This is a genomic window from Amycolatopsis sp. FDAARGOS 1241, from assembly GCF_016889705.1.
In the GTDB taxonomy this organism is placed as follows: domain Bacteria; phylum Actinomycetota; class Actinomycetes; order Mycobacteriales; family Pseudonocardiaceae; genus Amycolatopsis.
The window spans coordinates 5,333,852-5,355,069 of the sequence record NZ_CP069526.1 but is presented as its reverse complement, the minus strand read 5'-3'; the positions used below and the strand labels follow the sequence as shown (position 1 = coordinate 5,355,069).

At 67.8% G+C, this 21,218-nt stretch carries 16 protein-coding genes and 1 pseudogene; 13 read left to right on the top strand and 4 right to left on the bottom strand.

Annotation, left to right across the window (positions count from 1 at the left end):
- Positions 1 to 64 precede the first annotated feature (64 nt).
- The 4 genes from I6J71_RS26295 to I6J71_RS26280 all read left to right on the top strand — a co-directional run bounded on the left by I6J71_RS26295 (position 65) and on the right by I6J71_RS26280 (position 2,533).
- A complete protein-coding gene (locus I6J71_RS26295) occupies positions 65 to 670 on the top strand; it encodes a TetR/AcrR family transcriptional regulator (protein WP_204089296.1) in 606 nt (201 codons plus the stop codon).
- Between the two features lie 375 nt (positions 671 to 1,045).
- Positions 1,046 to 1,243, top strand: coding sequence for a hypothetical protein (locus I6J71_RS26290; RefSeq protein ID WP_204089295.1), 198 nt, complete (start codon positions 1,046 to 1,048; stop codon positions 1,241 to 1,243).
- Between the two features lie 298 nt (positions 1,244 to 1,541).
- Positions 1,542 to 1,985, top strand: a complete 444-nt coding sequence (locus I6J71_RS26285; RefSeq protein WP_204089294.1) for a hypothetical protein — start codon at positions 1,542 to 1,544, stop codon at positions 1,983 to 1,985.
- Positions 1,986 to 2,023: 38 nt separating this feature from the next.
- On the top strand, positions 2,024 to 2,533 hold the full coding sequence (locus I6J71_RS26280; protein ID WP_204089293.1) for a hypothetical protein: 510 nt from the start codon (positions 2,024 to 2,026) through the stop codon (positions 2,531 to 2,533).
- 1,125 nt (positions 2,534 to 3,658) lie between these two features.
- Here the strand turns inward: I6J71_RS26280 and I6J71_RS50165 are convergent.
- Complete coding sequence (locus I6J71_RS50165; RefSeq protein WP_204089292.1) at positions 3,659 to 6,460, bottom strand: RHS repeat-associated core domain-containing protein; 2,802 nt, start codon at positions 6,458 to 6,460, stop codon at positions 3,659 to 3,661.
- A gap of 20 nt (positions 6,461 to 6,480) precedes the next feature.
- Complete coding sequence (locus tag I6J71_RS26270; protein WP_204089291.1) at positions 6,481 to 6,759, bottom strand: hypothetical protein; 279 nt, start codon at positions 6,757 to 6,759, stop codon at positions 6,481 to 6,483.
- Between the two features lie 76 nt (positions 6,760 to 6,835).
- Here I6J71_RS26270 and I6J71_RS26265 point away from each other — a divergent pair.
- Together I6J71_RS26265 and I6J71_RS26260 are read left to right on the top strand one after the other, a co-directional pair.
- Positions 6,836 to 7,632, top strand: a protein-coding gene (locus tag I6J71_RS26265; protein WP_204097256.1) for an IS5 family transposase whose coding sequence is annotated in 2 segments (ribosomal slippage) — positions 6,836 to 7,166 and positions 7,166 to 7,632 — 798 coding nt in all. Because the reading frame shifts where the segments join, the coding sequence is not laid out codon by codon here.
- Positions 7,633 to 7,699: 67 nt separating this feature from the next.
- Positions 7,700 to 8,188, top strand: a complete 489-nt coding sequence (locus I6J71_RS26260) for an HD domain-containing protein (RefSeq protein ID WP_239153917.1) — start codon at positions 7,700 to 7,702, stop codon at positions 8,186 to 8,188.
- Positions 8,189 to 9,717: 1,529 nt separating this feature from the next.
- Here I6J71_RS26260 and I6J71_RS51105 read toward each other — a convergent pair.
- The gene (locus I6J71_RS51105; RefSeq protein WP_204089290.1) at positions 9,718 to 9,864 is read right to left on the bottom strand and encodes a helix-turn-helix domain-containing protein; all 147 of its coding nucleotides are present in this window, start codon (positions 9,862 to 9,864) and stop codon (positions 9,718 to 9,720) included.
- A 144-nt stretch (positions 9,865 to 10,008) separates the two neighbouring features.
- Here I6J71_RS51105 and I6J71_RS26250 point away from each other — a divergent pair, with 144 nt between their 5' ends.
- From I6J71_RS26250 to I6J71_RS26225, 6 genes are all read left to right on the top strand, one after another.
- A complete protein-coding gene (locus I6J71_RS26250) occupies positions 10,009 to 10,773 on the top strand; it encodes an SDR family NAD(P)-dependent oxidoreductase (RefSeq protein WP_204089289.1) in 765 nt (254 codons plus the stop codon).
- Positions 10,774 to 10,793: 20 nt separating this feature from the next.
- Entirely contained in the window at positions 10,794 to 12,875 is a 2,082-nt protein-coding gene (locus I6J71_RS26245; RefSeq protein WP_204089288.1) for a hydantoinase/oxoprolinase family protein, read from the top strand.
- Positions 12,875 to 15,172 (top strand): hydantoinase B/oxoprolinase family protein, encoded by a 2,298-nt coding sequence (locus I6J71_RS26240; RefSeq protein WP_204089287.1) that lies wholly within the window; start codon positions 12,875 to 12,877, stop codon positions 15,170 to 15,172. Before I6J71_RS26245 ends, I6J71_RS26240 begins: the two co-directional genes overlap by 1 nt.
- The gene (locus I6J71_RS26235) at positions 15,172 to 16,707 is read left to right on the top strand and encodes a class I adenylate-forming enzyme family protein (RefSeq protein ID WP_204089286.1); all 1,536 of its coding nucleotides are present in this window, start codon (positions 15,172 to 15,174) and stop codon (positions 16,705 to 16,707) included. The genes I6J71_RS26240 and I6J71_RS26235 overlap by 1 nt, the downstream gene beginning before the upstream one ends.
- The gene (locus I6J71_RS26230) at positions 16,691 to 18,202 is read left to right on the top strand and encodes an NAD(P)/FAD-dependent oxidoreductase (RefSeq protein ID WP_204089285.1); all 1,512 of its coding nucleotides are present in this window, start codon (positions 16,691 to 16,693) and stop codon (positions 18,200 to 18,202) included. Before I6J71_RS26235 ends, I6J71_RS26230 begins: the two co-directional genes overlap by 17 nt.
- A 316-nt stretch (positions 18,203 to 18,518) precedes the next feature.
- Positions 18,519 to 19,529, top strand: coding sequence for a LuxR C-terminal-related transcriptional regulator (locus I6J71_RS26225; protein WP_204089284.1), 1,011 nt, complete (start codon positions 18,519 to 18,521; stop codon positions 19,527 to 19,529).
- 705 nt (positions 19,530 to 20,234) lie between these two features.
- Here I6J71_RS26225 and I6J71_RS26220 read toward each other — a convergent pair.
- Positions 20,235 to 20,660: a LysR family substrate-binding domain-containing protein gene (locus I6J71_RS26220; protein WP_239155446.1), complete on the bottom strand. Its 426-nt coding sequence runs from the start codon at positions 20,658 to 20,660 to the stop codon at positions 20,235 to 20,237.
- 304 nt (positions 20,661 to 20,964) lie between these two features.
- Between I6J71_RS26220 and I6J71_RS51100 the strand changes: the two are divergent.
- Positions 20,965 to 21,132, top strand: a pseudogene (locus I6J71_RS51100) (transposase); the annotation flags it as partial.
- Positions 21,133 to 21,218: the final 86 nt, after the last annotated feature.

Genomic DNA, 21,218 nt, shown 5'->3' with positions numbered 1-21,218 from the left:
TGCGTTACGTCCAGTGAAGTCCCCTTCCAGCCAGAACGCAACTGGACTTGCGATGATGAGAGGTATGGCACCACCCCGCCCGGCCCCCTCGCACCGTCGCGGCGCCGCCGTACGCCAAGCCGTCCTCGAAGCCACCACCCAACTCCTGGCCGCCGAGGGCCTGGCAGGTGCTCGCGTCGCCGACATCGCCGCCCGCGCCGGAGTCCATGAGACCTCCGTCTACCGCCGATGGGGCACCCGCAACGCCCTGATCCTCGAGGCCCTCTCCGATCGCCTGGACGCTGAGCTACCCCGCCCGGACACCGGCTCCACCCGCGAGGACCTGACGGCCTTCTTCACCGACCTCGCTGCCTTCCTCGCCACCCCCACCGGCCGGGCGCTGGCCCGAATCACCCTCGTCCAACCCGACGACACACGGTTTCAGCAACTGCTCCAGCAGTTCTGGACTGCCCGCCTCGACCGCATCGGCGCAGTCATCCAGCGCGGCATCGACCGGGGCGAACTCCCCCGCGAAACCAACGCGGAACTCCTGCTGGAGGCCCTGACCGGCCCGCTACACCTGCGCATCCTGGAACGCAATCTGCCGGCAGACCGCGACTACGTCCGCCGGCTCGTGGACCTCCTCCTGGCCGGAGTCCGCTCCACCACACCGCCCGCCGAACGCGCGTAGTTTCGCGGCCCCCGCGCACGGCACCGCCGTCTTGTGCCCACCCGGGGGTCGCCGTAGTACACGCCGAAAATCGGCCTACGGCCCGTTTCTGGTGTATTCGGTTTCCACCCCCACAAGCGCCAAGTAGTGGCCAGAAGTGTCAAGGCCGACCCGCACGCCGCGCCGCAGTACCGCTTCCGGAGCGCGGCGGGCCGTGGCAACCAGGCCCGGCAGACGAGAGCGCTGTCGCCGGTGGGGCTCGCCCATGTCCCGAGAGTCGGCCGGCGCCCATCCACCCGGCTACCTACTCGCGAGTCAAGGAAAGCCCTTCCCTGCACATCGGCGACCCCTGAGAACACACCGTTCGGCATCGTCGAGGAGCTTTCACTGCCCAAGGTGGCCGAGGCGCAGTACGCGTTCTGCGACGACGCGGAGGACCTTCCCGGCGCCGGTGAGTGCGTTCTGCTTCTGGCTCACGGTGATCGGGCAACCTCGATCAGCGCGAACGGCTACAACCCCCACCACTCGGATACAGCGCGCGAGCTGCTGCAAAAGGCTGCGCCGATCTTCGCGGCCGCGCTCAGCAAACCGTGACGTCACGACCCGCCGGACATGGGTAAGGCCACGCTCCCGATCGGGCGACGGCCGGCGAGGAACCTGGCTGCGGTGCTCACCCACGAGCACTGGGGAGCACCGGCGACCGGAACACCACCGGCGGGACGGGGTCGGCCGGTGCGAAACTCGCGGGATGTCGGGGTTTACGCGGGATCCGAAGTACTACGGCGACCGGCTGGTCTGTCAGGTACTCGAGTCGAAGTGGCGCCGGTACCACGACCGGTGCGGCTGCGACGACGGCTGGGTCAGTCACGTCGAACCGGCCGGGTTCACCATCGTGCGCACCGGCCGCGGCTTCGTCGCGCTGATCGGGCCGGGTCTGACCGAGGACGTCGACGAGGCCCGGTTGACGACGAACGCACTGTGGGAGGCCGTCACCGGCGAACCCGGTACCCAGCACCGGCACGAGCAGGTCAAGGTCGTTGACCGCGGCGAGAAGGCCGAAGCCGAACGCAAGGCCAGCAACGAAAGGTTCTACGGCGCGAAGCGCCAGCGAGCCCAGGCCGCCGCTAAAGAGCCAGCCACCGATGCGCAGCTGCGCTACCTGTCTTCCCTGGTCAACCAGGTCAGCACAGAGGTCTTCGACGCCCAGTTCGCAATCGCGGTCAAGGGCACGGGAATCGTGCCGCGACGCCCGAGAGAAACGGCGCTGCAGGCCGTCTCCCCGCTGACCAAGGCCACCGCACGGACCCTCATCACCAACCCGGCCAACCGGCCTTGACCGCGCCTGCCCGGCGGCACCTGGCGGATGCTGGTGAGATGACGGACTTAGCGGACTCCCACAGCGCGGTCGGGGTGCTGCAGCGCACGACACTCGACCTGCGGAGCAACTTCGAGATCGCCTATCGAACCCTCGAGCGGGACGCAGCCTGGGTCGGCGACAACGTCGAGCAGGCCCTGCGGCTCGTGCGGGGGATCGGCTGGCTCATGACCGGCCTGGCCGACATTTTCGCCATCCGGTTCGCCGAGCGCGGCGGAGACGCCGACCCGAACGCCTTCTACGACCAGGCGCAGCAGGTCGTCGACGAGCTCGGCGACGAGCCGGTCGGGATCGAGACCGCCGGCGATCCGGAGTACTTCGCGCGGATGAAGCGGTGCGCGGCGAGCATCCTGGCCCGCTTCTGGCTCACCGGCTACCTGCTCGGCCCCATCCCGATCGACGCCTGGCCCAACGAGACGCTCGCCCGCCAACTGCTCACCACCATCGAGCACCACGCCGACGTGATCACCCTGCTCCACGACGTCGCGTCCGACGACGACCAGCCCTGACGGCGTCAGTCGGCGCTAAGCGCTGAGTTTGGTTCCGATGTTCCTCAAACACCGTGACTGCCTCGTCCAGGTGCGTGCGCCGAGCGGTCGGTGGCGGGGCGACAGCCGACGCGCTCGTGCTGGTGCCGACCGGTTACGACGAAGCCGCTCAAGTGGCTCTACCGGGCGCGCTGGGGTGCGCGGCGGGCCAGCCAGCGGCGGCGTAATGCGGCGATGCTGAGCAACACGGGCAGCGCGCGCGCCGGACGTCCTGGCGCCACGCGGTCAGCAGCCGCCGCAGGCTGTCGTCCATAGGGTCCTCGGCACACACGCCACCCACGTCGCCGTCAGCGCCGTGCGCGTTACCGCACGTCACGGGCACGGGTGAGGTCCCTGCCGCATGAAGTCGCTGCCGCGCCACGCGGTGCGAAACGGGCGTTCTGGCGCGAAGTGCTGGTGCAGGCAACGCAGGGGATCGTCAATCCGGCGAGATCGGCGTGGCTGGTGCCGTCCGCGGCCTAGATCGGCAGGGTCTGGCCGTGGCAGCACCCGAGGAGCGGGAGGCGCGCGTCGCCGCGTTGGAAACCCAGGTCGCCGAGCCGAGGGTGCCCTCGTGCGCTGTCACGTCGTCGGGGGAGGTTCCGGTGTGGTGGAGCCCCCGTCGGCCAGTACGTGCACGGTCTCGCCGGTGCGCAGCGGGGCGTCGCTCGGGCCCTTGACGTGGGGGTGGATCCAGACGGGCCGGCGTTCGCTACCGCGACCGCTGGAGCTACGACCGCGTCGTGCGCTCCACCCACGGGGTCAGTTCGTATGGACCAAGACCGCTGATGACACCCTCGCCGCCTACTGCGGCCGAATCAACGACTCACAACACTGGTTCTGCGCGCGCAGTTCGCCGAAGCTAACGAGTACCTCGACGGGCTCGTTCCCGAGCTCGGCCTCGTGCGCCTCGATCTGGTCGGCGCGCCGATCACCTCCGACCCGATGGTGTGGTGCCGGGACCGCATACACTCGTCGAGCTCGGCCGGTCACGAGCTCATCGTGAGGATCCGAGGTGAGGCGCGCGCCGGATCAGCCACGAGCTGGCCGACGTTCTTCCTGTAATTGATCTCACGCGGAACCTCGTGAACTCGTTAATCTCCTCGATCAATCATTCGGACCCGGTCGATCTGTCTTGCGTTCCCAGAGTAGGTCAGTGGCCCCGGTTTGGGCATCATGAGCCCAGATTCGGTCTACCTTTGGGTTGTGGCGGAGCGCGGGAAACTCCGACATGTCGAAGACGTTTTTCTGACGTCGGGAAGGCCCGAATACAACATGCGCGTCACCTTCGGCATTTCGGGCGAAACCTTCCGATGCCTCTCGCCAGATAGTTCCGCGCATCGGGTCATTCTTCTCGATTTCCGCATTCGTGGCCTTTGGGTCGGTGTTGTTACGTCCAACCGGCATGCGGATCTTTGGATGATTTTCAGTCGCTGCTTCCAGGGTGGTTCCTCCATGCTTATTGGCCAGCTGTCCGGCTTGATCCATTACCGAATGCGAATAGGTACCATCTTCCTTGAAGAAACCGCCAGACCAGAACCATGATCTATTTGGCCCACCTGCCCCTAATTCATTCAACTTATGCGAATTCTTCGCATATTTGCTAAAATCAGCATACGAAAAATCGGTCTTTTCTTCTGGCTTGTTTCCGCCCGGGGTCCCGTCTGGCTTCTTCGCAGATGGCTCGAGTTTTGCGGCGTCGTCGCCACCACGAGGACGTTGGGGCGTTACGTCAGCACCTCCGCCAGCGCCACACGTGCCTTGCAGTCCGAGTGGGTCGGCTGCTATCAGAGGCTCGGGTACGTAGCGTACGGGGTTGGGGCCTGGTCGGAGCCCGAGGGGATCCTGGGTGAGATATCGCGAGACCGCCGGGTCATAGTATCGATACACGTTGTAATGCAGGCCACTCTCGTCGTCGCGATACTGCCCAGGGAATGCCAGAGGCATGGACACAGTCGTGCCGTCTGATGGTGGCCTTTCGCCCCAGAAGCTTGTGCGTAGCTTCAGGGCGAGAGTACCGTCTTCGTCCAGCAACTCGGTCGGTGTGCCAACGGGCGATGTGATGACGTTATAAAACTTGAACGGATGCGTATCGCTCTGCTCGACTTGGACCACGGGGCGCCCATCCGCTGGGTGGCGCTCCCAGGTGAGTACGCGGCAAAATCCGTCACTATGCAGCTCAATCTGCTCCGCTAGGTCTGCGCCGCTCCAAATGAACCAGGTCTCACTGGTCTTTGTGTACTGACCGTCCTGACTCCGCTTCCAGTGCTGCTTGAGAAACCGCCTGCCGAGCGCGTCGTAGACGTAGGTCCAACGGCTGCCGTCGGGCGCGTCCAGGGCGATCATGCGGTCTAGTGTGTCCCAGGTATAGCGCCATTCCTGAGCACCTGAGGGTCCAGCTCGCAGGCAACGCGTGACCCGGCCTTGTCGATCGTGGCTGTAGCGCGCTCCCGCCGTTTGCATCAAGGTGTTGTTCCTGTATATGCGCGGCCCTGTCGCCGACGGTGTCCTTTCTGACACAATGTTGCCAGCGGAGTTGTACGTGAAGAGTTCAGTAGTGTCTGGTCCACGTGCGTCACTGACACGGCCGGCGTTGTCGAATCCGAACCGCAGCGGGCCAGTCGTCGAGTCCTCGACCGCAGCGAGCCGGCCATCAGGGCGATAGGCATAGGTACGCCTGCCCACCCCGCTCACCACCTGCTCCTCAAGCTGGTCCTCTTCACCGAATCGTTGCCGTAAGAGGATCTCGCCGTTCAGAGCCCGACTGATTTCACGCCCAGCTTCATCGTGCTTGAAACTCACTGCATAGTTTGCGATTTGTATGGACGTCGGAGAACCAGCATAATCGTATTTCCACTCGCTTTCGAGCCCAGAAGGGGTGCGGCGGCGAACCCCTCTCTCCTCGTAGATCCAGTGCAGTCCGGCTCCGTTAACCGTTTCCTCGATGACGCGTCCTCGTTCGTCTCGAACGATCCGTAACACCGATTCACCGTACACAGCTTCGGTTAGTCGCCCCAACGGGTCATAGGAGTAACTGGTCACTCCGCTTTGCGTGCGCTGCTGGACAACGTTGCCGAGTAGGTCGTATAGGTACTCGGTGGCCTCGCCCAATCCGTTTGTCATCCGCAACAACTGCCCAGCAGGATCATATGTGTAAGTCAACGTGCGGCCGTCGAAGTCCGTCTCCTTGATCAAGCGGCCCGCGGGGTCGTATGCATAATGCCACGTCAGCTCTTGCGGATTGGTCACGGCGACTAACCGCAGCTCTTTATCGTAGCTGTAGGTCGTGCGTGCCCCCGCTGCATCGATGTCCGCCGTGACAAGTCCGAAGGGGCCGTGGGTTCGGAACGTCACTGCCCCTGCGGCGTCGTGGTGCTCGACCGCGCGGCCCTCTGCGTCGAATACCCATCGATCGAGGTGACCAGTGGGGCTGACCCGCGAGGTGCGCTGACCTTCGGGCGTCCACGCAAGCCGGACCGTTGCCCCGGAGGCTGTGTGCACGGTTCTCGGACGGCCAAACAGGTCTCGGTCTCCAGGGCGAACATTCGGCGTGGTGACGGGCTCATCGTCGAGCGGGCCGACTTTGCTACTCGAGGTGAACGGCAAGGAAACGCCTGGCAAGCCAGCGAAGCGATCTGCGGCCAGCTCAGACTTGATGACCGCGCTAGCCGTCAGGCCATCGCCGACCGTCTGCAGCACCACCTCACCCGCCAGGTCAGTTGAGATGCGCACGACGGAGCCGTCCGGCCGTGTCACTGCTGTAAGCGCGTTGTTGCCATCGTAGCTGTAGGAAGTCACACGTCCTAGTTCGTCGACCTGATAGCGCAACAGATCATCAGGGCCCCATGCGTACGAACGGGAGTTTCCAAGCGGGTCTGATTCTTCAACAAGCTGGCCGGCGGCATTCATCCGGTACGTCCACGTGTGGCCTAGCGCGTCTGTGTGCCGAGAACTCGCCCGTCCGGGCCGTATGCGAAGCGAGCGTTGTAGAAGCCCTCCGCTCCAACAGAGCGGACGCATCGGCCGACGGCGTCGTAGACGTAGCGAAACCATGTTCCAGTGCGGTCCTGCCAGCCGACGATTCGATGGTTGAAGTCATAGTCCAGTGTCATCGGCCGACCAGCAGAGTCGTTGATCTTGGTAAGCTGACCGAGGCGGTTGTAGCCAAAACCGACGGCTCCCACCTCATCACCTGTCGCCGGGTCCATCGCCGTCAGACTCAGAGCGTGTCTCGTTTGGATCTTTCCCGCTGGGCTGCAATGATCTTGTACCGTGATCGACTCGCTGTCGCAACGGCTGGTGCCCGATGACTTGTGGGCGTTGGTGGAACCGCTGGTCCCGCCGGCAAAGGAGCGTCCGCAGGGTGGTGGTCGTGCGCGGACTGATCCGCGGGCGGTGTTCACGGCGATCGTGTTCGTGTTGACCAGTGGTTGTGCGTGGCGGCACCTGCCGCCCTCGTTCGGGGTATCGGTGCCCACGGCGCACCGGACGTTCACCGAATGGACCGAGGCCGGGCTGTGGCGGCAGTTGCATCAGGCAGTGCTGGACGAACTGGGCGGCCGGGGTTTGATCGACTGGTCTCGCGCGGTCCTCGACGGAGCATCCGTCAGGGCCAAAAGGGGGGCGGTCTGACCGGTCCGAGCCCGGTCGACCGCGGCAAACCGGGCTCGAAGATCCACGTACTGTCCGACGGGGCCGGGCTGCCCCTGACCGTCGCGATCTCCGCGGCCAACACTCACGACAGCCACGCGCTCAGACCTCTGGTCAACGCGCTGCCGCCGATCCGATCGCGCCGCGGACCGCGGCGCCGGAAACCGGCCAAACTCCACGCCGACAAGGCCTACGACATCCGCGCCCTGCGCGCCTGGCTGCGCCAGCGCGGGATCGTCCCGCGCATCGCCCGCAAGGGCATCGAATCCGCCGAGAAACTCGGCAAACACCGGTGGGTGATCGAACGGTCCATCGCCTGGCTGACCGGCTACCGGCGACTGACCATCCGCTACGAACGCAAAGCCGGCCACTACCTCGCCTTCCTCACCCTCGCCGCCACCATCACCTGCCACAAGAAACTCGCCAAATGAGACAAGCTCTTACCACCACTCCCGGCGGGTCTTCTTCTTCAGCCTGATTCACGCGCAGAAGCTCGGCGTGGAGCCGGACCCGGAGCTGCTGTACCTGGCCGCGATGTTCCACGACACCGGCCTGCTGAAGCCCTTCTCCGAGGTCGAACAGCGTTTCGAGGTCGATGGCGCCGACCACGCCCGCAAGTTCTTGCTCGAGCGCGGTTTTTCGACCGCCGCTACCGACACGGTGTGGGCGGCGATCGCGCTGCACACGACGCCGGGCATTCCCAGTAAGATGGGCGCGGAAATCGCGACCACCAATCTTGGCGTGCTGACCGATGTTCTCGGCGTAGGTTTGGATTGGATCGACCAGGATCAGATCAAGGAGATCGTCGGCGTCCACCCGCGAGAAGACTTCAAGTCCGAGTTCCTGAAAGCCTACGTCGACGGGAACAAGGATCGCCCCGACACCACGCACGGCACCGTGAACGCCGATGTGCTCGAGCACTTCGTCCCAGGCTTCCGGCGGCCGACCACGGTCGAGCTCATGCTCGGCAACCCCTGGCCAAACTGAAGCGGCCACCGTCTTCAGCACGACCACCGCCCACCACGAGCACACTGGCGCTGCGGGGCGGGGCTTGCAGCACGAGGCCCACGACCGTGCGCGCCTGGTCGATCACGTCGGCCCGCCCGGCCGGCCAACGAGTGCGCCCGCTTCGCGGGGCCAGTCCGCGCCTACGGTGTATTCGGCCACGACGGGTAGCCGGATTCCTGGGGGAGCGGGGAAGAGCTTGGTTGAGGTGCGGTTTGCCTTGGACCCACTCCATATCGGAGGCCTTTGCCGCGGGCCACCCGGCGTCCCCACGGGCACGCAGAGTTGCGGCGAGTGAGCCAGATCGCGCCGATGTCGTCGAAGTGGTCGGTTTCCTGACCTTCGCCCTCGGCGGGCAATCTCGGTGTGGACCGCGGCGGAGGTACGCGACTCGGCGAACCGGACCCGCTCTTCGGCGAACGCCCGGCCGGTGCGTTGTGCGGGTTCGAACGATGCCTACGGCGGTCCGCGCGCACACGTGGTCGCACAAGGTGGCGTGCTCGGATTCGGACCGTCCGAGCTTTGCGCTGATCAGCAGCAGCTGGACCCGCTGGGTGTGGACGACGATCCGGTCCGCCCGGATTCCCCGCCGAATGGTACCGACGCGTACTGGTCAGGTGCGCAGCCGAGCACGCACGGCAGCTCCCCGGCCTTCGATGGCGTTGCGCGGCGTGTGCCGGTTCTCGCCGACCTGTCGAAACAGGGCGGCCGTCGATCGCCCCGCGCCGGCGGCCGTGGACACTCGTCGCTCCTGAGCTGGGCGCGTAGCCGTCATACTGACGTGGACGTAATGAGTGAGCGTGGTGGCTTCACTCATTCGTCTTCCACGTGCTGTGGCTTGACATTCCCGAGCGGCTCGACACCGTTCGAGCACTGCTCCGGCAGCTTCGGGGCGACGACCGAGTGTGGCTGACGTCCTCAGCGGAAATCGCAGACTGGCTCCGCAGCAAGCCGGACACCGCGCCGACGGTGTCGAGTCACGTCGATGTCGAACCCCTCTGGTGAGCAACGCGCCGGACACCGGCCTGGAGGGCACCCTCACCATCGCGGGGCCTGATGACCTCCGGGCCGCCCGCGCAGTCTCGCAGCGGTGGTCAATCTGAGCCGGGCGCCGGGGTCGGCGACGGCCAGCTGCCTGGCCTGTTCCGTCGAGCTTGTGCTCTCGGTTAGAACCTGGTGTGCCGGGCTGTTCGCTCCAATTCTGGCCCTTGAAAGGTGCCGGCGGCGTGGAGGCGCGCGGTAGAGCGCTGATGCGTGTCGACTGATGATCGCCCCTGCGCGCAGAAGGTCCGGCAGTCAAGAGCACCGGCGGCCATGCGCGGCGCGCGCACCCAGTATGGTCAGGACGATCTCGATGTAGCGGTCGACGAGTTCGGGGCGCCGGTCGTCGCTGATCTCGATGTGGAGGCGGACCGCCTGTCGGATTCGCTGGGTCGGGCTCAGGGTGCGAAGTCGGTCATGAACCGGGAGATGACGGCGTGCAGCACGTCCTGTTTGCTGGTGAAGTGGTGCTACATCGTCGAGGACGAGATGTCCACCGCGTCGGCGATGTCCCGGATGGACGTTGCCCCATGGCCCCGCTCGGAAAACAACCTGCTGGCCTCTTCGAGGATCTGCTCGTGCAGCACGGGTCCGTCGAGCGACTTCTTCCTGGCCATGTCACCGATGGTAACGGAACCTGGCCGCATGTCGATCGATTGATCGACATGCGGCCGAAAACCCTTGACTCCCCGGCTGTGATCGCCCTAACGTCCGTGTCGATCGAATGATCGACACGAATTCGGATGACAAGGTGGCATTGGATGGCGGAGGCCGGTTCGGCATGGTCGACGGTGCCATCGGCAGTCGACCGGGTGGTGGTCACGGGTGCCGCCGGGGGTCTGGGGCGTGAGCTCACGTCCGTACTGGAAAGCCTCGGCGTCGCCGTGGTCGGGATCGACCGGCCGGGCACGTCGAACGCTCCGGGGGTGCGGCTCGTCGAAGCCGACCTTACCGACGCCGAGGCCGCGCGGCACGCCGTCGAGCGGGCCGGTGAGCTGCTTGGCGGCATCGACGCCCTGGTCGGCGGCGCGGGGATCGTGGACACGATCCATCGGGCGAAGACCTTCCCGTTGGCGGCCTTCCGGGCCGATGTCGAGGCGAACCTGCTGGCGCAGTTCGTGGTCGCGCAGGCCGCGTACCCCGCGTTGAAGGCGGCGGGGAAATCGTCGCTCGTCTTCTTGTCCTCGGTCGCGGCGCAGGATGGTCTGCCGGGCCAGGCGTCCTACGCGGCGGCGAAGGCGGGTGTGCTCGGGCTGACCAGGACCCTGGCGGCCGAGTGGGCCACCGACGGGATCCGGGTGAACGCCGTCGCGCCCGGGTTGTTCGCCACCCCGAAGGTGCTGTCGATGCCGGACTCGGCGCGGGAGCGGCTGCTCGCCTCGGTTCCGCTGCAACGGGTCGCCACCCTGGGCGAGGTGGTCGGCTCGATCTTGTACCTGCTGTCCCCGGCCGCCGGTTACACGACCGGCCAGACCCTGCGCCTCGACGGAGGCGCCGGTCTCACCCTCGGCGGCTTCTACCGCTGATCCAGAGTCAGGAGTTGCGTATGTACTACATCGGCGTAGACATCGGTGGCACCTTCACCGACTGCGTGCTCGTCGACCGGCACGGCAACCACCGCGCGGCGAAGGTTTTGTCCACAAAGGATGATCCCGTGTCCGGGGTGATGACCGGTCTCAGGCGGCTTGCGGAGGCCGATGGGCTCGACCTGACCACTTTGCTGGCGCGAACCACCCGGTTCGGCCACGGCACGACGATCGGCACCAACGCCGTCCTCGAGCGGGCGGGTGCCCGGGTGGGCCTGGTCGCGACCGCGGGTCACGGCGATGCCCTGTCGATGATGCGCGGGTCGGGCCGGGTAGCCGGCCGCTCCATCGAGGACGTTTTCGCGGTCCACGGCAGCCGGCTTCCGCAGCCGATCACGGTGCCTGGAGCGGTTCAGGAGGTGCACGAGCGGATCGACGCCTCCGGCACGGTCGTGGTCGACCTCGACACGGAGCAGGCGGTCGAGGACATCACGCGGATGATCGCCGCGCACCGGCTGGACTCGATCGCGATCTCGCTGCTGTGGTCGTTCGCCAACGCCAAGCACGAGACGGCGTTGGTCGAGGCACTGGCCGCCGCTGCGCCCGATGTGTTCGTGTCCAGTTCGGCGGCAGTGTCACCGCGGCTCGGCGAGTACGAGCGCACCGTCGCGACGGTGATGAACGGCTACGTCGGCCCGGCGTGCTCTCGCTACCTCACCCGGCTCGCCGCCAGTCTCAGCGACACCGGGCTCACCGAACCGCTGCTGGTGATGCAGTCCAACGGCGGTGTCCTGCCGGCGGAGGCGGCCGTGGCGACGTCGCTGGGCACCATCGACTCCGGCCCGGCCGGCGGCTTGACCGGAGTCGCGACGCTCGCTCAGGCGTACGGCCACGACCGCGTCGTGGCCACCGACATGGGTGGCACGTCGTTCGACATCGGCCTGGTGATCGACGGCAAACCGGTGATGGCGGAGGACAACGTTATCGACCAGTACACCTACCGGCTGCCGCACCTGGCGGTGAAGACCATTGCCTGCGGCGGAGGAACTCTCGCCCGGTTCGACGAGGCGACGGGTGGTCTGCGCGTGGGGCCGCAGAGCGCGGGCTCCGAGCCCGGGCCGGCCAGCTACGGCCGCGGTGGCACCGAGCCCACGGTCACCGACGCCGATGTCGTGCTCGGATTCCTGCGGCCGGCGGCTTTCCTGGACGGCCGGATGCCGCTGGATCGCGACGCGGCTGTCAGCGCGGTCGGGCGGCTCGCCGAGCAGCTCGGGATGTCGCTGGAGGAGACCGCCGCCGGGATCCTGGAGATCAACAACATGCGTGCCGCGACGGTGATCCGGCAGCAGACGCTCGAACGTGGGCACGATCCGCGCGACTACGTGCTCTACGCCTACGGTGGCGCAGGCCCGGTGCACGCCTTCGGCTACGCGGCCGAGTCCGGTGTGCGCGAGGTGATCGTCCCGCTGGGCAACGGCGCGTCGACGTTGTCGGCCTACGGGATCGCCTCCGGCGACGTGGTGCTGTACAAGGAGCTCGAACGTGGCCTGCTCGCGCCGTTCGAGGGGGAGCAGGCCGCTGCTCTCGCCGCCGGCGTCGCGGAGGTGGAAGCCGCTGCCCGTGCCGAGCTGGCCGCGGCCGGGTTCGGCGCCGACGTGGTCGTCGAGATCGACGCCCTGATGCGTTTCCGGGAGCAGCTGATGCACAGCCTGGAGATTCCGGTGGTGCTGCCCGCGGACGGCAAGCGGCTGCTGGCCGACTTCGACGCCGAGTACGTCCGTCGCTACGGCTCCGGCGGGACCGCGATGTTCCAGACGGTCGAGGTGTTCGCGTTCCGGGCCCGGGCGTCCGTCGCGGCGGGCATCCCGATTCCCGCGCCGCACAGCGAGCCGGCCGTGCCCGTGGAACAGACCGAGGTCTACTGGCCCGGCAGCGGCTGGACCCCGACCGCCGTGCACCGCGGTGGCGTGACCGGGACGGTCTCGGGCCCGGCGCTCGTCGAACTCGCGCACACGACCATCGCCGTGCCGCCTGGCGCGTCGCTGTCCACCGGCTCCCGCAACGAACTTCGCCTGCAGCTTCCCACCTCGAAGGAGTCCTGATGACCACCTCTCCCGAAGCCGCGGGTGTCGTCTGGGACGGGGTCGCGCGCGGGTACATCCCGAGCGAGCCACTGGCCGTGCCTTCGAGCGTCCGGCTGCACGCCGGCGTGTCCGCCGCGGTCGACCCGGTGACGTTCGAGGTCGTGCGCTATTCACTGATGAACATCAACCTCGAGCACGGCCAGACTCTGCAGCGGCTGTGCGTCTCGCCGGTCACCATGATCACGCGGGACTTCCAGCCCTCGATCCTGACCCAGGACGGCGATGTCGTCTTCCTCGGGCCGTATCTGCAGTACTTCTCCAACTCCCAATCGCTGACCATCAAGTGGATCCTGGAGAACCGGGCCGAGGACCCCGGCATCGCGCCGGGGGACATGTACGTCTCCAACGACCCGTTCGTCGGGTCGCCGCACCAGCCCGACGCCGTGGTGGCCGCCCCGGTCTTCGTGGGCGACGAGATCTTCTGCTGGGTCTCCAACGTGCTGCACCACAGTGATGTCGGCGGCTCCGTGATGGGCAGCTTCTGCGTCGACGCGACCGACATTTTCCTCGACCCGCCGGCATTCCCGCCGTTCAAGCTCGTGGACCAGGGGAAGATCCGGCCGGATCTGGAGCAGATGTTCCTGCGCCAGTCGCGGGTGCCGACCAACGTGCACATGGACCTGCGTGCGGCGATCTCGGCCAACCTCGTCGCCGTCGACAAGATCACGAAGCTGCTGGATCGCTACGGCGCGGACACCGTGAAGTCGGTGATGAACCGCGTGCTGGATGCGGGCGAGCGGACCGTCGCCGAGCGGCTGGCGAAGATCCCCGACGGCACCTGGTCGCACCGTATGTACGCCGAGGCCGCGCACACCGGTGACAACGCCACGTACGTGTACCAGACGACGGTGCGCAAGGAGGGTGAGCACCTCTATGTCGACAACCGCGGCACCGACCCGCAGACCGGTTCGATCAACGTCGCCTACGCGGGTTTCGCCGGTGCCTTCCTGGCCGCACTGACGGCTTCGCTGACCTCGGATCTCGCCGGCGCCTACGGCGGGGTCTACCGGCGGGTGCATTTCGAGCCGGTGCCCGGAACGCTGTCCTGCGCGGATTTCCCGGCCGCGGTGAGCCCGGCGGGGATGTACACGATGGAGACGCTGATCAGCCTGGCCAGTACCGTGATCGGCAAGATGCTGGCGTGCGCCGAGCCGGAGATCGCCGAGCTCGCGATCGGGCCGGCCCACCCCGCGTTCTACGCGATGATCTCCGGTGGCGTCACGGCCGAGGGAAATCCGTTCATCGGCACCAACGCCAACAACATGATCGGTTCGCTGGCGGCGTCTCCCGCGGGCGACGGCGTGGATTTCGGCGGTCACTTCTGGATCCCCGAGGGCACGGCGAGCAACGTGGAAGAGCTCGAACTGCTGTGGCCGATGCTCTACCTCTACCGGCGGGCACTTCCGGGCGGCGCCGATGGTGCCGGGAAGTTCCGCGGTGGGCGCGGGTTCGTCGAAGCCGCCATCCCATGGGGGGTGCCCGGTCTCGCTGCGGCGGTCTACATCGACGAGTCGTTCCCCAAGGTGGTCGGTGCGTTCGGCGCGAACCCGGGGTCGGTCGGGCATTTCCGGCTCAAGCACGGATCGGACGTGCGCAAGTCGTTCGAGGCCGGGGCGATCCCGCAGGACTTCGACGCCATCGGGGGAGCCGAGGCGGCCGTCGAGGCGAAGGGCCCGGCGCTGATGATCGCCGACGACGGGGTGTGGGAGTGGACCGGGGCCAACGCGACCGGCTTCGGTGATCCGCTGGCCCGCGAGGCCGCCTCGGTCGCCTCGGACGTGGCCTCGGGCGCCCTGCCCGCCGATGCTGCGGACCGGGTCTACGGCGTGGTGCTGAGCGCGGGCGGTGAGGCTGACGTGGCGGCGACGACCGCGCGGCGGGGTCAACTGCTGCGGGAGCGCCTCGCCGAGGCGACCGTGCCCGACGGCGTGCGCACCGTCCCCGAATCGGCCGAGCTGCACCTGCTCGGCGGTGAGCTCGCGCTGGTCGAGCACGAAGGGGCGTGGCACTTCGTCACCGTGTCGGGACGGGCCCTCCTCGGGCCGGTGACCGCCAACTACAAGGACGGCGCCGCGGTTCTCGAGCGTCCGGTGCGGGATCTGGGTCCGGAGTTCTCGACCCACGAGGCGCGCGCCGGTTACGAGGTGCGGTACCGGGAGTACCTGTGCCCGGTGACCGGGCGCCGGATCGAAACCGAGATCCTCCGCGTGGGCGACGAGCCCCTTCGCGACATGCTCCTGCACGAGCGAGCGTGATGACGGCGGACACTCTGGCGGCCCGGTTCGTCGAGGTCGCCGGTGCCCACGCGGCCCGGGAGGCACTGGTCGACGGCACCGTGCGGATCACCCACCAGCAGGCGCTGCGGCGCTCCACCGCGGTCGCGGTTCGCCTCCTGGCCCGGGGGGTCGCGGCGGGTGATCGGGTGGCGATCCTGCTGCCCAACGGCTGGCAGTTCGCGATCGGGTACTGCGGCGCACAACTGGCGGGCGCGATCGTGGTGCTCGTGAACACCCGGTTGACCGAGCCGGAGCTCGAGCACATTCTGACCGACAGCGGGGCCACGGTGATCATCACTGACGCGGCGCTGGGCGCCCGGGTGCCGGCGGCGCTCGCCGACCGGATCGTCGCCGCGGACCTGCTCACGGCAGAGCCGCGCGTGGCCGAGGACGCCGACCCAGCCACCCTGCCCGGGCACACCCGGGCTCCGCACGACGTCGCCCACCTGCTGTACACCTCCGGGACGACGGGCCGGCCCAAGGGGGCCATGCATACGCACGCGAATCTGCTGTTCAACACGCGCACCGTCCGGGAACGGCTCGGTGCGGCGGCGGACGAGCGGACGCTGATCGCGGCGCCGATGTTCCACGCGACGGCGACCGTCTCGCAGTTCATCGGCTTCTTCACCGCCGGCGCGTGCTGTGTGTTCACCCCCGCGTTCAAGGCCGAGACCGCAGTGGCGCTGATGACCCGTGAGCGAGTCACGTTCTTCGCGGGAGTGGCCGCGATGCTCAAGCTCATCCTGCTCAAGGCAGCGGACAGCGCCGCGGATCTGTCCGCACTGAGGTTGTTCGTCCTGGGCGGTTCGGCAGTGCCCGAGGGGTTTCCCGCGGAGGTCGCACGGCGGCTTCCCGGGCTCACCCTCGGCAACGTGTGGGGTCTTACCGAAGGAACCTCGATCGTCACCTACACCGAGGGGGAGGAGTACCTCGCCCACACCGGCACGGCGGGCAAGCCGGTCACGGGGGTCGAGGTCGCCATCGCGCTCGACGGCGGACGGCCCCGGGACGTGCGCGACACGGTCGGCGAACTGTGTGTGCGGGGGCCGGTGGTCGCCGGCGGCTACTGGAACGCCCGTGAGGCCACCGCGGCGACGTTCGTGGACGGCTGGCTGCACACCGGCGACGTGGGCTGCGTCGACGCCGACGGGTTCGTTCGTGTCCTCGACCGGTTGAAGGACATGATCATCCGCGGTGGTGAGAACATCTACAGCCTCGAGGTGGAGAACGTCCTCGCCACCCACCCCGACGTGGCTGAGGTGGCCGTCGTCGGAGTGCCGGACCCGATCTTCGACGAACGGGTGCGGGCAGTCGTAGTGCCCCGGCCGGGGCGCACCCCGAGCGTGGAGTCGTTGCGCACCCACGCCGCTGGTTCACTGGCCGACTACAAGGTCCCCGCGGAAATCCACTTCGTGGAGGAACTACCCCGCAACCCGTCCGGAAAAGTCCTGAAACGTCGCCTCGTCGCCGACGCGGTCCCTTCGGCGAAGGAGTTCGATGACGTCCGCGGCTGACATTTCCTCGGCCGAGGTCGAGGTGCCGGCCGTCAACGAGGTCGACGTCGTGATCGTCGGTGCCGGCTTCAGCGGCCTCGGCGTGGCGGCGCTGCTCGACAAGGCCGGCATCCGTTCCTTCCGGATCCTCGAGGAAGCCGACGACCTCGGCGGAACCTGGCGCGACAACACCTATCCCGGCTGCGGTTGCGACATCCCCTCCCCGCTCTACTCCTACTCGTTCGACCAGAAACCCGACTGGACCCGGCTTTTCGCCCGGCAATCGGAGATTCTGGAGTACCTGCGTGCGGTCGCCCGGCGCCGTGGCCTGATTGACCACACCAGGTTCGGGCAGCGGGTGGAGCGGGCTCGGTGGAGCGAGGCGGACGCCCACTGGGAGATCGTGACCTCCACCGGCGACAGCTACCGCGCGCGATTCCTGATCTGCGCGGTGGGGCCCCTGCACCATCCGGCCTACCCGGACTTGCCCGGGGTGGAGACCTTCCCGGGACCCGTGTTCCACTCGGCGAACTGGCGACACGACGTCGACCTGACCGGCAAGCGGGTCGCGGTCGTCGGGACGGGCGCCAGCGCGATCCAGTTCGTCCCCGCGATCGTCGATCAGGTCGCGTCCCTGACCGTGTTCCAGCGAACCCCGCCGTGGATCGTCCCCAAATCCGACCGGCCCTTCGACGAGCGGCACCGCCGGCTGGCACGATGGCTGCCGCCGTACCGGTGGTGGGTGCGGGAGCGGCTGTTCTGGATCCACGAGAACCGCGCCGCGGGCTTCGTCAGCGACCCGGCCAAGATGGAGCAGACCGCCGCGCTGGCCCGCCGGCTCATCAAGAAGCAGGTGCTGGACCCGGAACTGCGCGAGATCGTCACGCCGGACTACACCATCGGCTGCAAACGACTGCTGATCTCGAGCGAGTGGTACCCCGCGTTGTCGAAGCCGCACGTCACCGTGCGCCAGGGCGGGGTCGCCCACGTTCGAGCCGACACCGTCGTCGGTGCGGACGGTGCGGAGACCACCGCCGACGTCCTCATCTACGGCACCGGGTTCGACTCCCAGAACACCGTCCGCATCGACATCGCCGGCCGAGACGGGCGCACGCTCGCCGAGACCTGGAGCGAGGGAAACAAGGCCTATCTCGGCACCGTCGTCGCCGGGTTCCCGAACATGTTCCTCATGGTCGGTCCGAACACCGCCCTGGGCCACAACTCACAGGTGTTCATGATCGAGGCGCAGGCTCGCTACATCGTCGACAGCCTGCGCCGGCTCCGGCGGCGTGGAGCCGAGTGCCTGGAGGTCCGGCCCGAAGTGCAGGGCTCGTTCAACGACTGGCTCGACTCCCACATGGCCGGCACCGTGTGGCAGACCGGCGGCTGCCGCAGCTGGTATCAGGACCCCCGCTCCGGGCGCAACACGATCCTGTGGCCGGACACGACGATCGCGTTCTGGCGCCGCACCCGGCGGGCCCGGATGTCGGACTACCGGCTGTGGGCGCCGCGTTGATCCCGTGCCGCTTGCACGACGCGGTTGCGGTCGTGACCGCATGCGTGGCCGTCCTTTCGCCTACGCACGTTTCCGGACGGAGCCACCTCCGGACAGGCGTTCTTCGAGAAGAACCTGCCCGTGTCGCAAGCCCGACGGCCGGCGCGTGGCGATCGAGGGCCACTCCTGTTTCGCAGGGTCGGCGAAGTCTGGCACACGCGGCACGACGCCCTCAATGGCCAGGGGCTGCCGTGCGCTCCGCCGCACACCTCACCCACGCTGGCGAACTCCAGCCCCTCCGGCTGATAGCGCGGCATGGCTCCTGCAGACTTCCGTGGTGATCGATCCGATGCTGGAGGACCTGCAGAAGCTGCTGTCCCGGGCAGCGGAAGCGGCGGTGGTCGCGGAAGTCGTCCAGCGGCACTGCTCCGTCGAACACGTGGCCCTGGTGGCGTTCGACGGACCGAACGCCACCGTGCTTGCCGCTGCGGGTCCCGATCTTCTCTCGGCCGGGACGACGGCGCCGGCGACGGTCTCCACCCGGCTGGTCTGTGTAAGAACGGGCGCAACGTGGCGTTCGAGCGACTTGACCCAAGAGTCCGCTTTCGATCGCCCGATCGACCAGCTCGCGCTGGCGCTCGGGCTGCGGGCCGGAGCGGCGGTGCCCTTGACCGCCGACGGTGCAGTGGTCGGAGCGGTGCTGCTGAGCTCGACGGTGAAAGGTCGATCGTGGGAGTCGGACGCACAGCGACTCGATGCCGCCTCGGGCCTTCTGGCGCTCGCCCTACGCCTGGTACGCGAGCCTGGTGAGCGGCTCAAAGTCGTCCTGCTCCACGGAGACCGGGTCATCGCAAACGGGCTTGCCCGACTGGTCGAGCGGGGACTGCCGGCAGACGTGGAACTCGCTGCGGGCTGCTGGGATCCTCGGCTGCCAGACCTGTTCGAAAACGCCGACGCCGTAGTGGTCGATGCAGCTTTGGTCGACGCCACGGCTTCAGGGACACACGGGCGTACCGTCGTCGTGGTCGACCGGCTCGAGGATCGGCAGCCGGATTCACTCGTCGTCGAGCTCCGAGCTGCAGCCGACGCCCTCGTGCCCACCGTGGCCCGGGCCGTAGGACGCGCTGCCGCGACGTGGAACTTCACACAGGACATTCTCACGCCCCGCGAGCGCGAGCTGTTGGAGGCGCTGGTCAGCGGACGATCGTACCGACAGATCGCGGAGTCTCTCAGGCTGTCCGAGTCGACGGTGCGGGGGTATTCACGGACCCTCTATGCCAAGCTCGGCGTGCACTCTCGCGGCGAGGCGGTGCACAAAGCGGCGCAAGCCCGCCTGATCGGGACGTGAGGCTCCCACACACACAAATGTGGGCCCGACCTCGACAGCCTCCCCCCCATCGGTGTCTGCCTGGCTGAACGCGGGCGAGGCAAGCTGCCTTTGCTCGCTGGAGGGGAGCTCACCGATGAATCTCCTCACGCGGCCGTGCCCGGCCCCGGAGGTCCGCTTTGGCGCTCGGCTGATTCTCCCCGGCGACGAGCGGTTCGACGCCGCGCGTGCGAGTCGGCACGGAATGGCGGGTGGACCCGCAGCGATCGCCCGCTGCGGGTCCGCCGCCGACGTGGCACTGGCTGTTATGACGGGCCAAGAGGTTGCGCTTCCACAAAGCGTGTGCCACGTGAAGACCAGATAGGGGAGCAGCGATCGCGTCCGGCGGGCTCGTCGTCTGGCCGCGGGCGAGCTCGCTGACGCCTTCTGCCTGAGCGTCCCGTTCTACGTCGGTGTCGGCGCGCTCGCAAGGCTGCGCTGGAACAAGCTGCCCGAAACGGTTGCGCTGGCCGAGGATCGATTCGGCCGCGCTGTCGTGGTCGTCCGAGCGATGCTCGCCTGCGGATGTCGGCGCCAGCGACCGTGGCGGCGCAGCAGGCGGTCGCTACCGCGAGGGCCAAGGCCGCAGCGACGCGGGTCAGCGTCGTGATCAGGCCACTGTGGACATTGCTGGGCTACCGAGCACCACTCGCGCCGCTCGTCCTGGCGCTTGGACCTGGGGCGTGGTCAGCGGGGGCCGCCGACCAGAGTGTGTGTGCGAGAGAGCACCTTGGCCACGTGCGGCGAGTCCTCACCCGTGCGCACGGCGACGGCGAGTTGCACCTCGCGGGTGGTTCCTGCGAGCGGCCGGAATTGGGACCCCGTGACCTTCAGGTGCCGCACGGAGGCGGGCACCAGTGCGACACCGAGACCGCCCGCGACGAAGGACACCGGCGTGGCCGTCTCGCCGACCTCTTGCGCCACCGAGGGCACAAGCCCCGCCTGCTGACACACGTCGAACACCGTGTCGTACACCACCGACCGGTGCCGCGCCGGGTAACAGATGAACGGCTCGTCCCGCAGGTCCGCCAGCCGCACGGTTCGCCGCGCCGTGAGGGGGTGACTCGCGGGCAGCGCCGCGATGAGGGGTTCCCGGCGCAATACCCGTACCACCAGCCCCGACTCGCGCACTGGAGGACGCAGGAACCCGATGTCGAGGGTGCGGTGCGCTCCACCAGCGCCGACACCTGGTCCGGCGTCAGCGTCTCGCCCTTGAGGTCCAGATCGATGCCCGGGAAGTCACGGCGCAACACCCGCGCCAGGGAGGGCAGCAGCTCATAGGTGGCCGAGCCGGTGAACCCGATCGTCACCCGACCGACCTCACCCTTGGCGATGCGGCCGGCCTCGACACTGAGGTTCCCCCGCTTTCACGGAGAGCTCCAAGCCGTGGTCCGATAGGACCGGAAGGAGCGCGACAGTGGCAGCACCGAAGAAGTACCCCGACGAGCTGCGGGCCCGCGCGGTCCGGCTCTACCGCGAGTCTGATCCGAAGCCGGTGATCCGCAAGCTGGCTGAGCAACTCGGTGTGCATCACGAGGCGTTGCGGAACTGGATCCGCCAGGACGAAGCCGACCGCGGCGAGCGGGCCGACCGGCCGACCAGCGAGATGCTCGAGGAGAACAAGCAGCTGCGCAGGCGGGTCGCGGAGCTGGAGCGGATCAACGCCGTGCT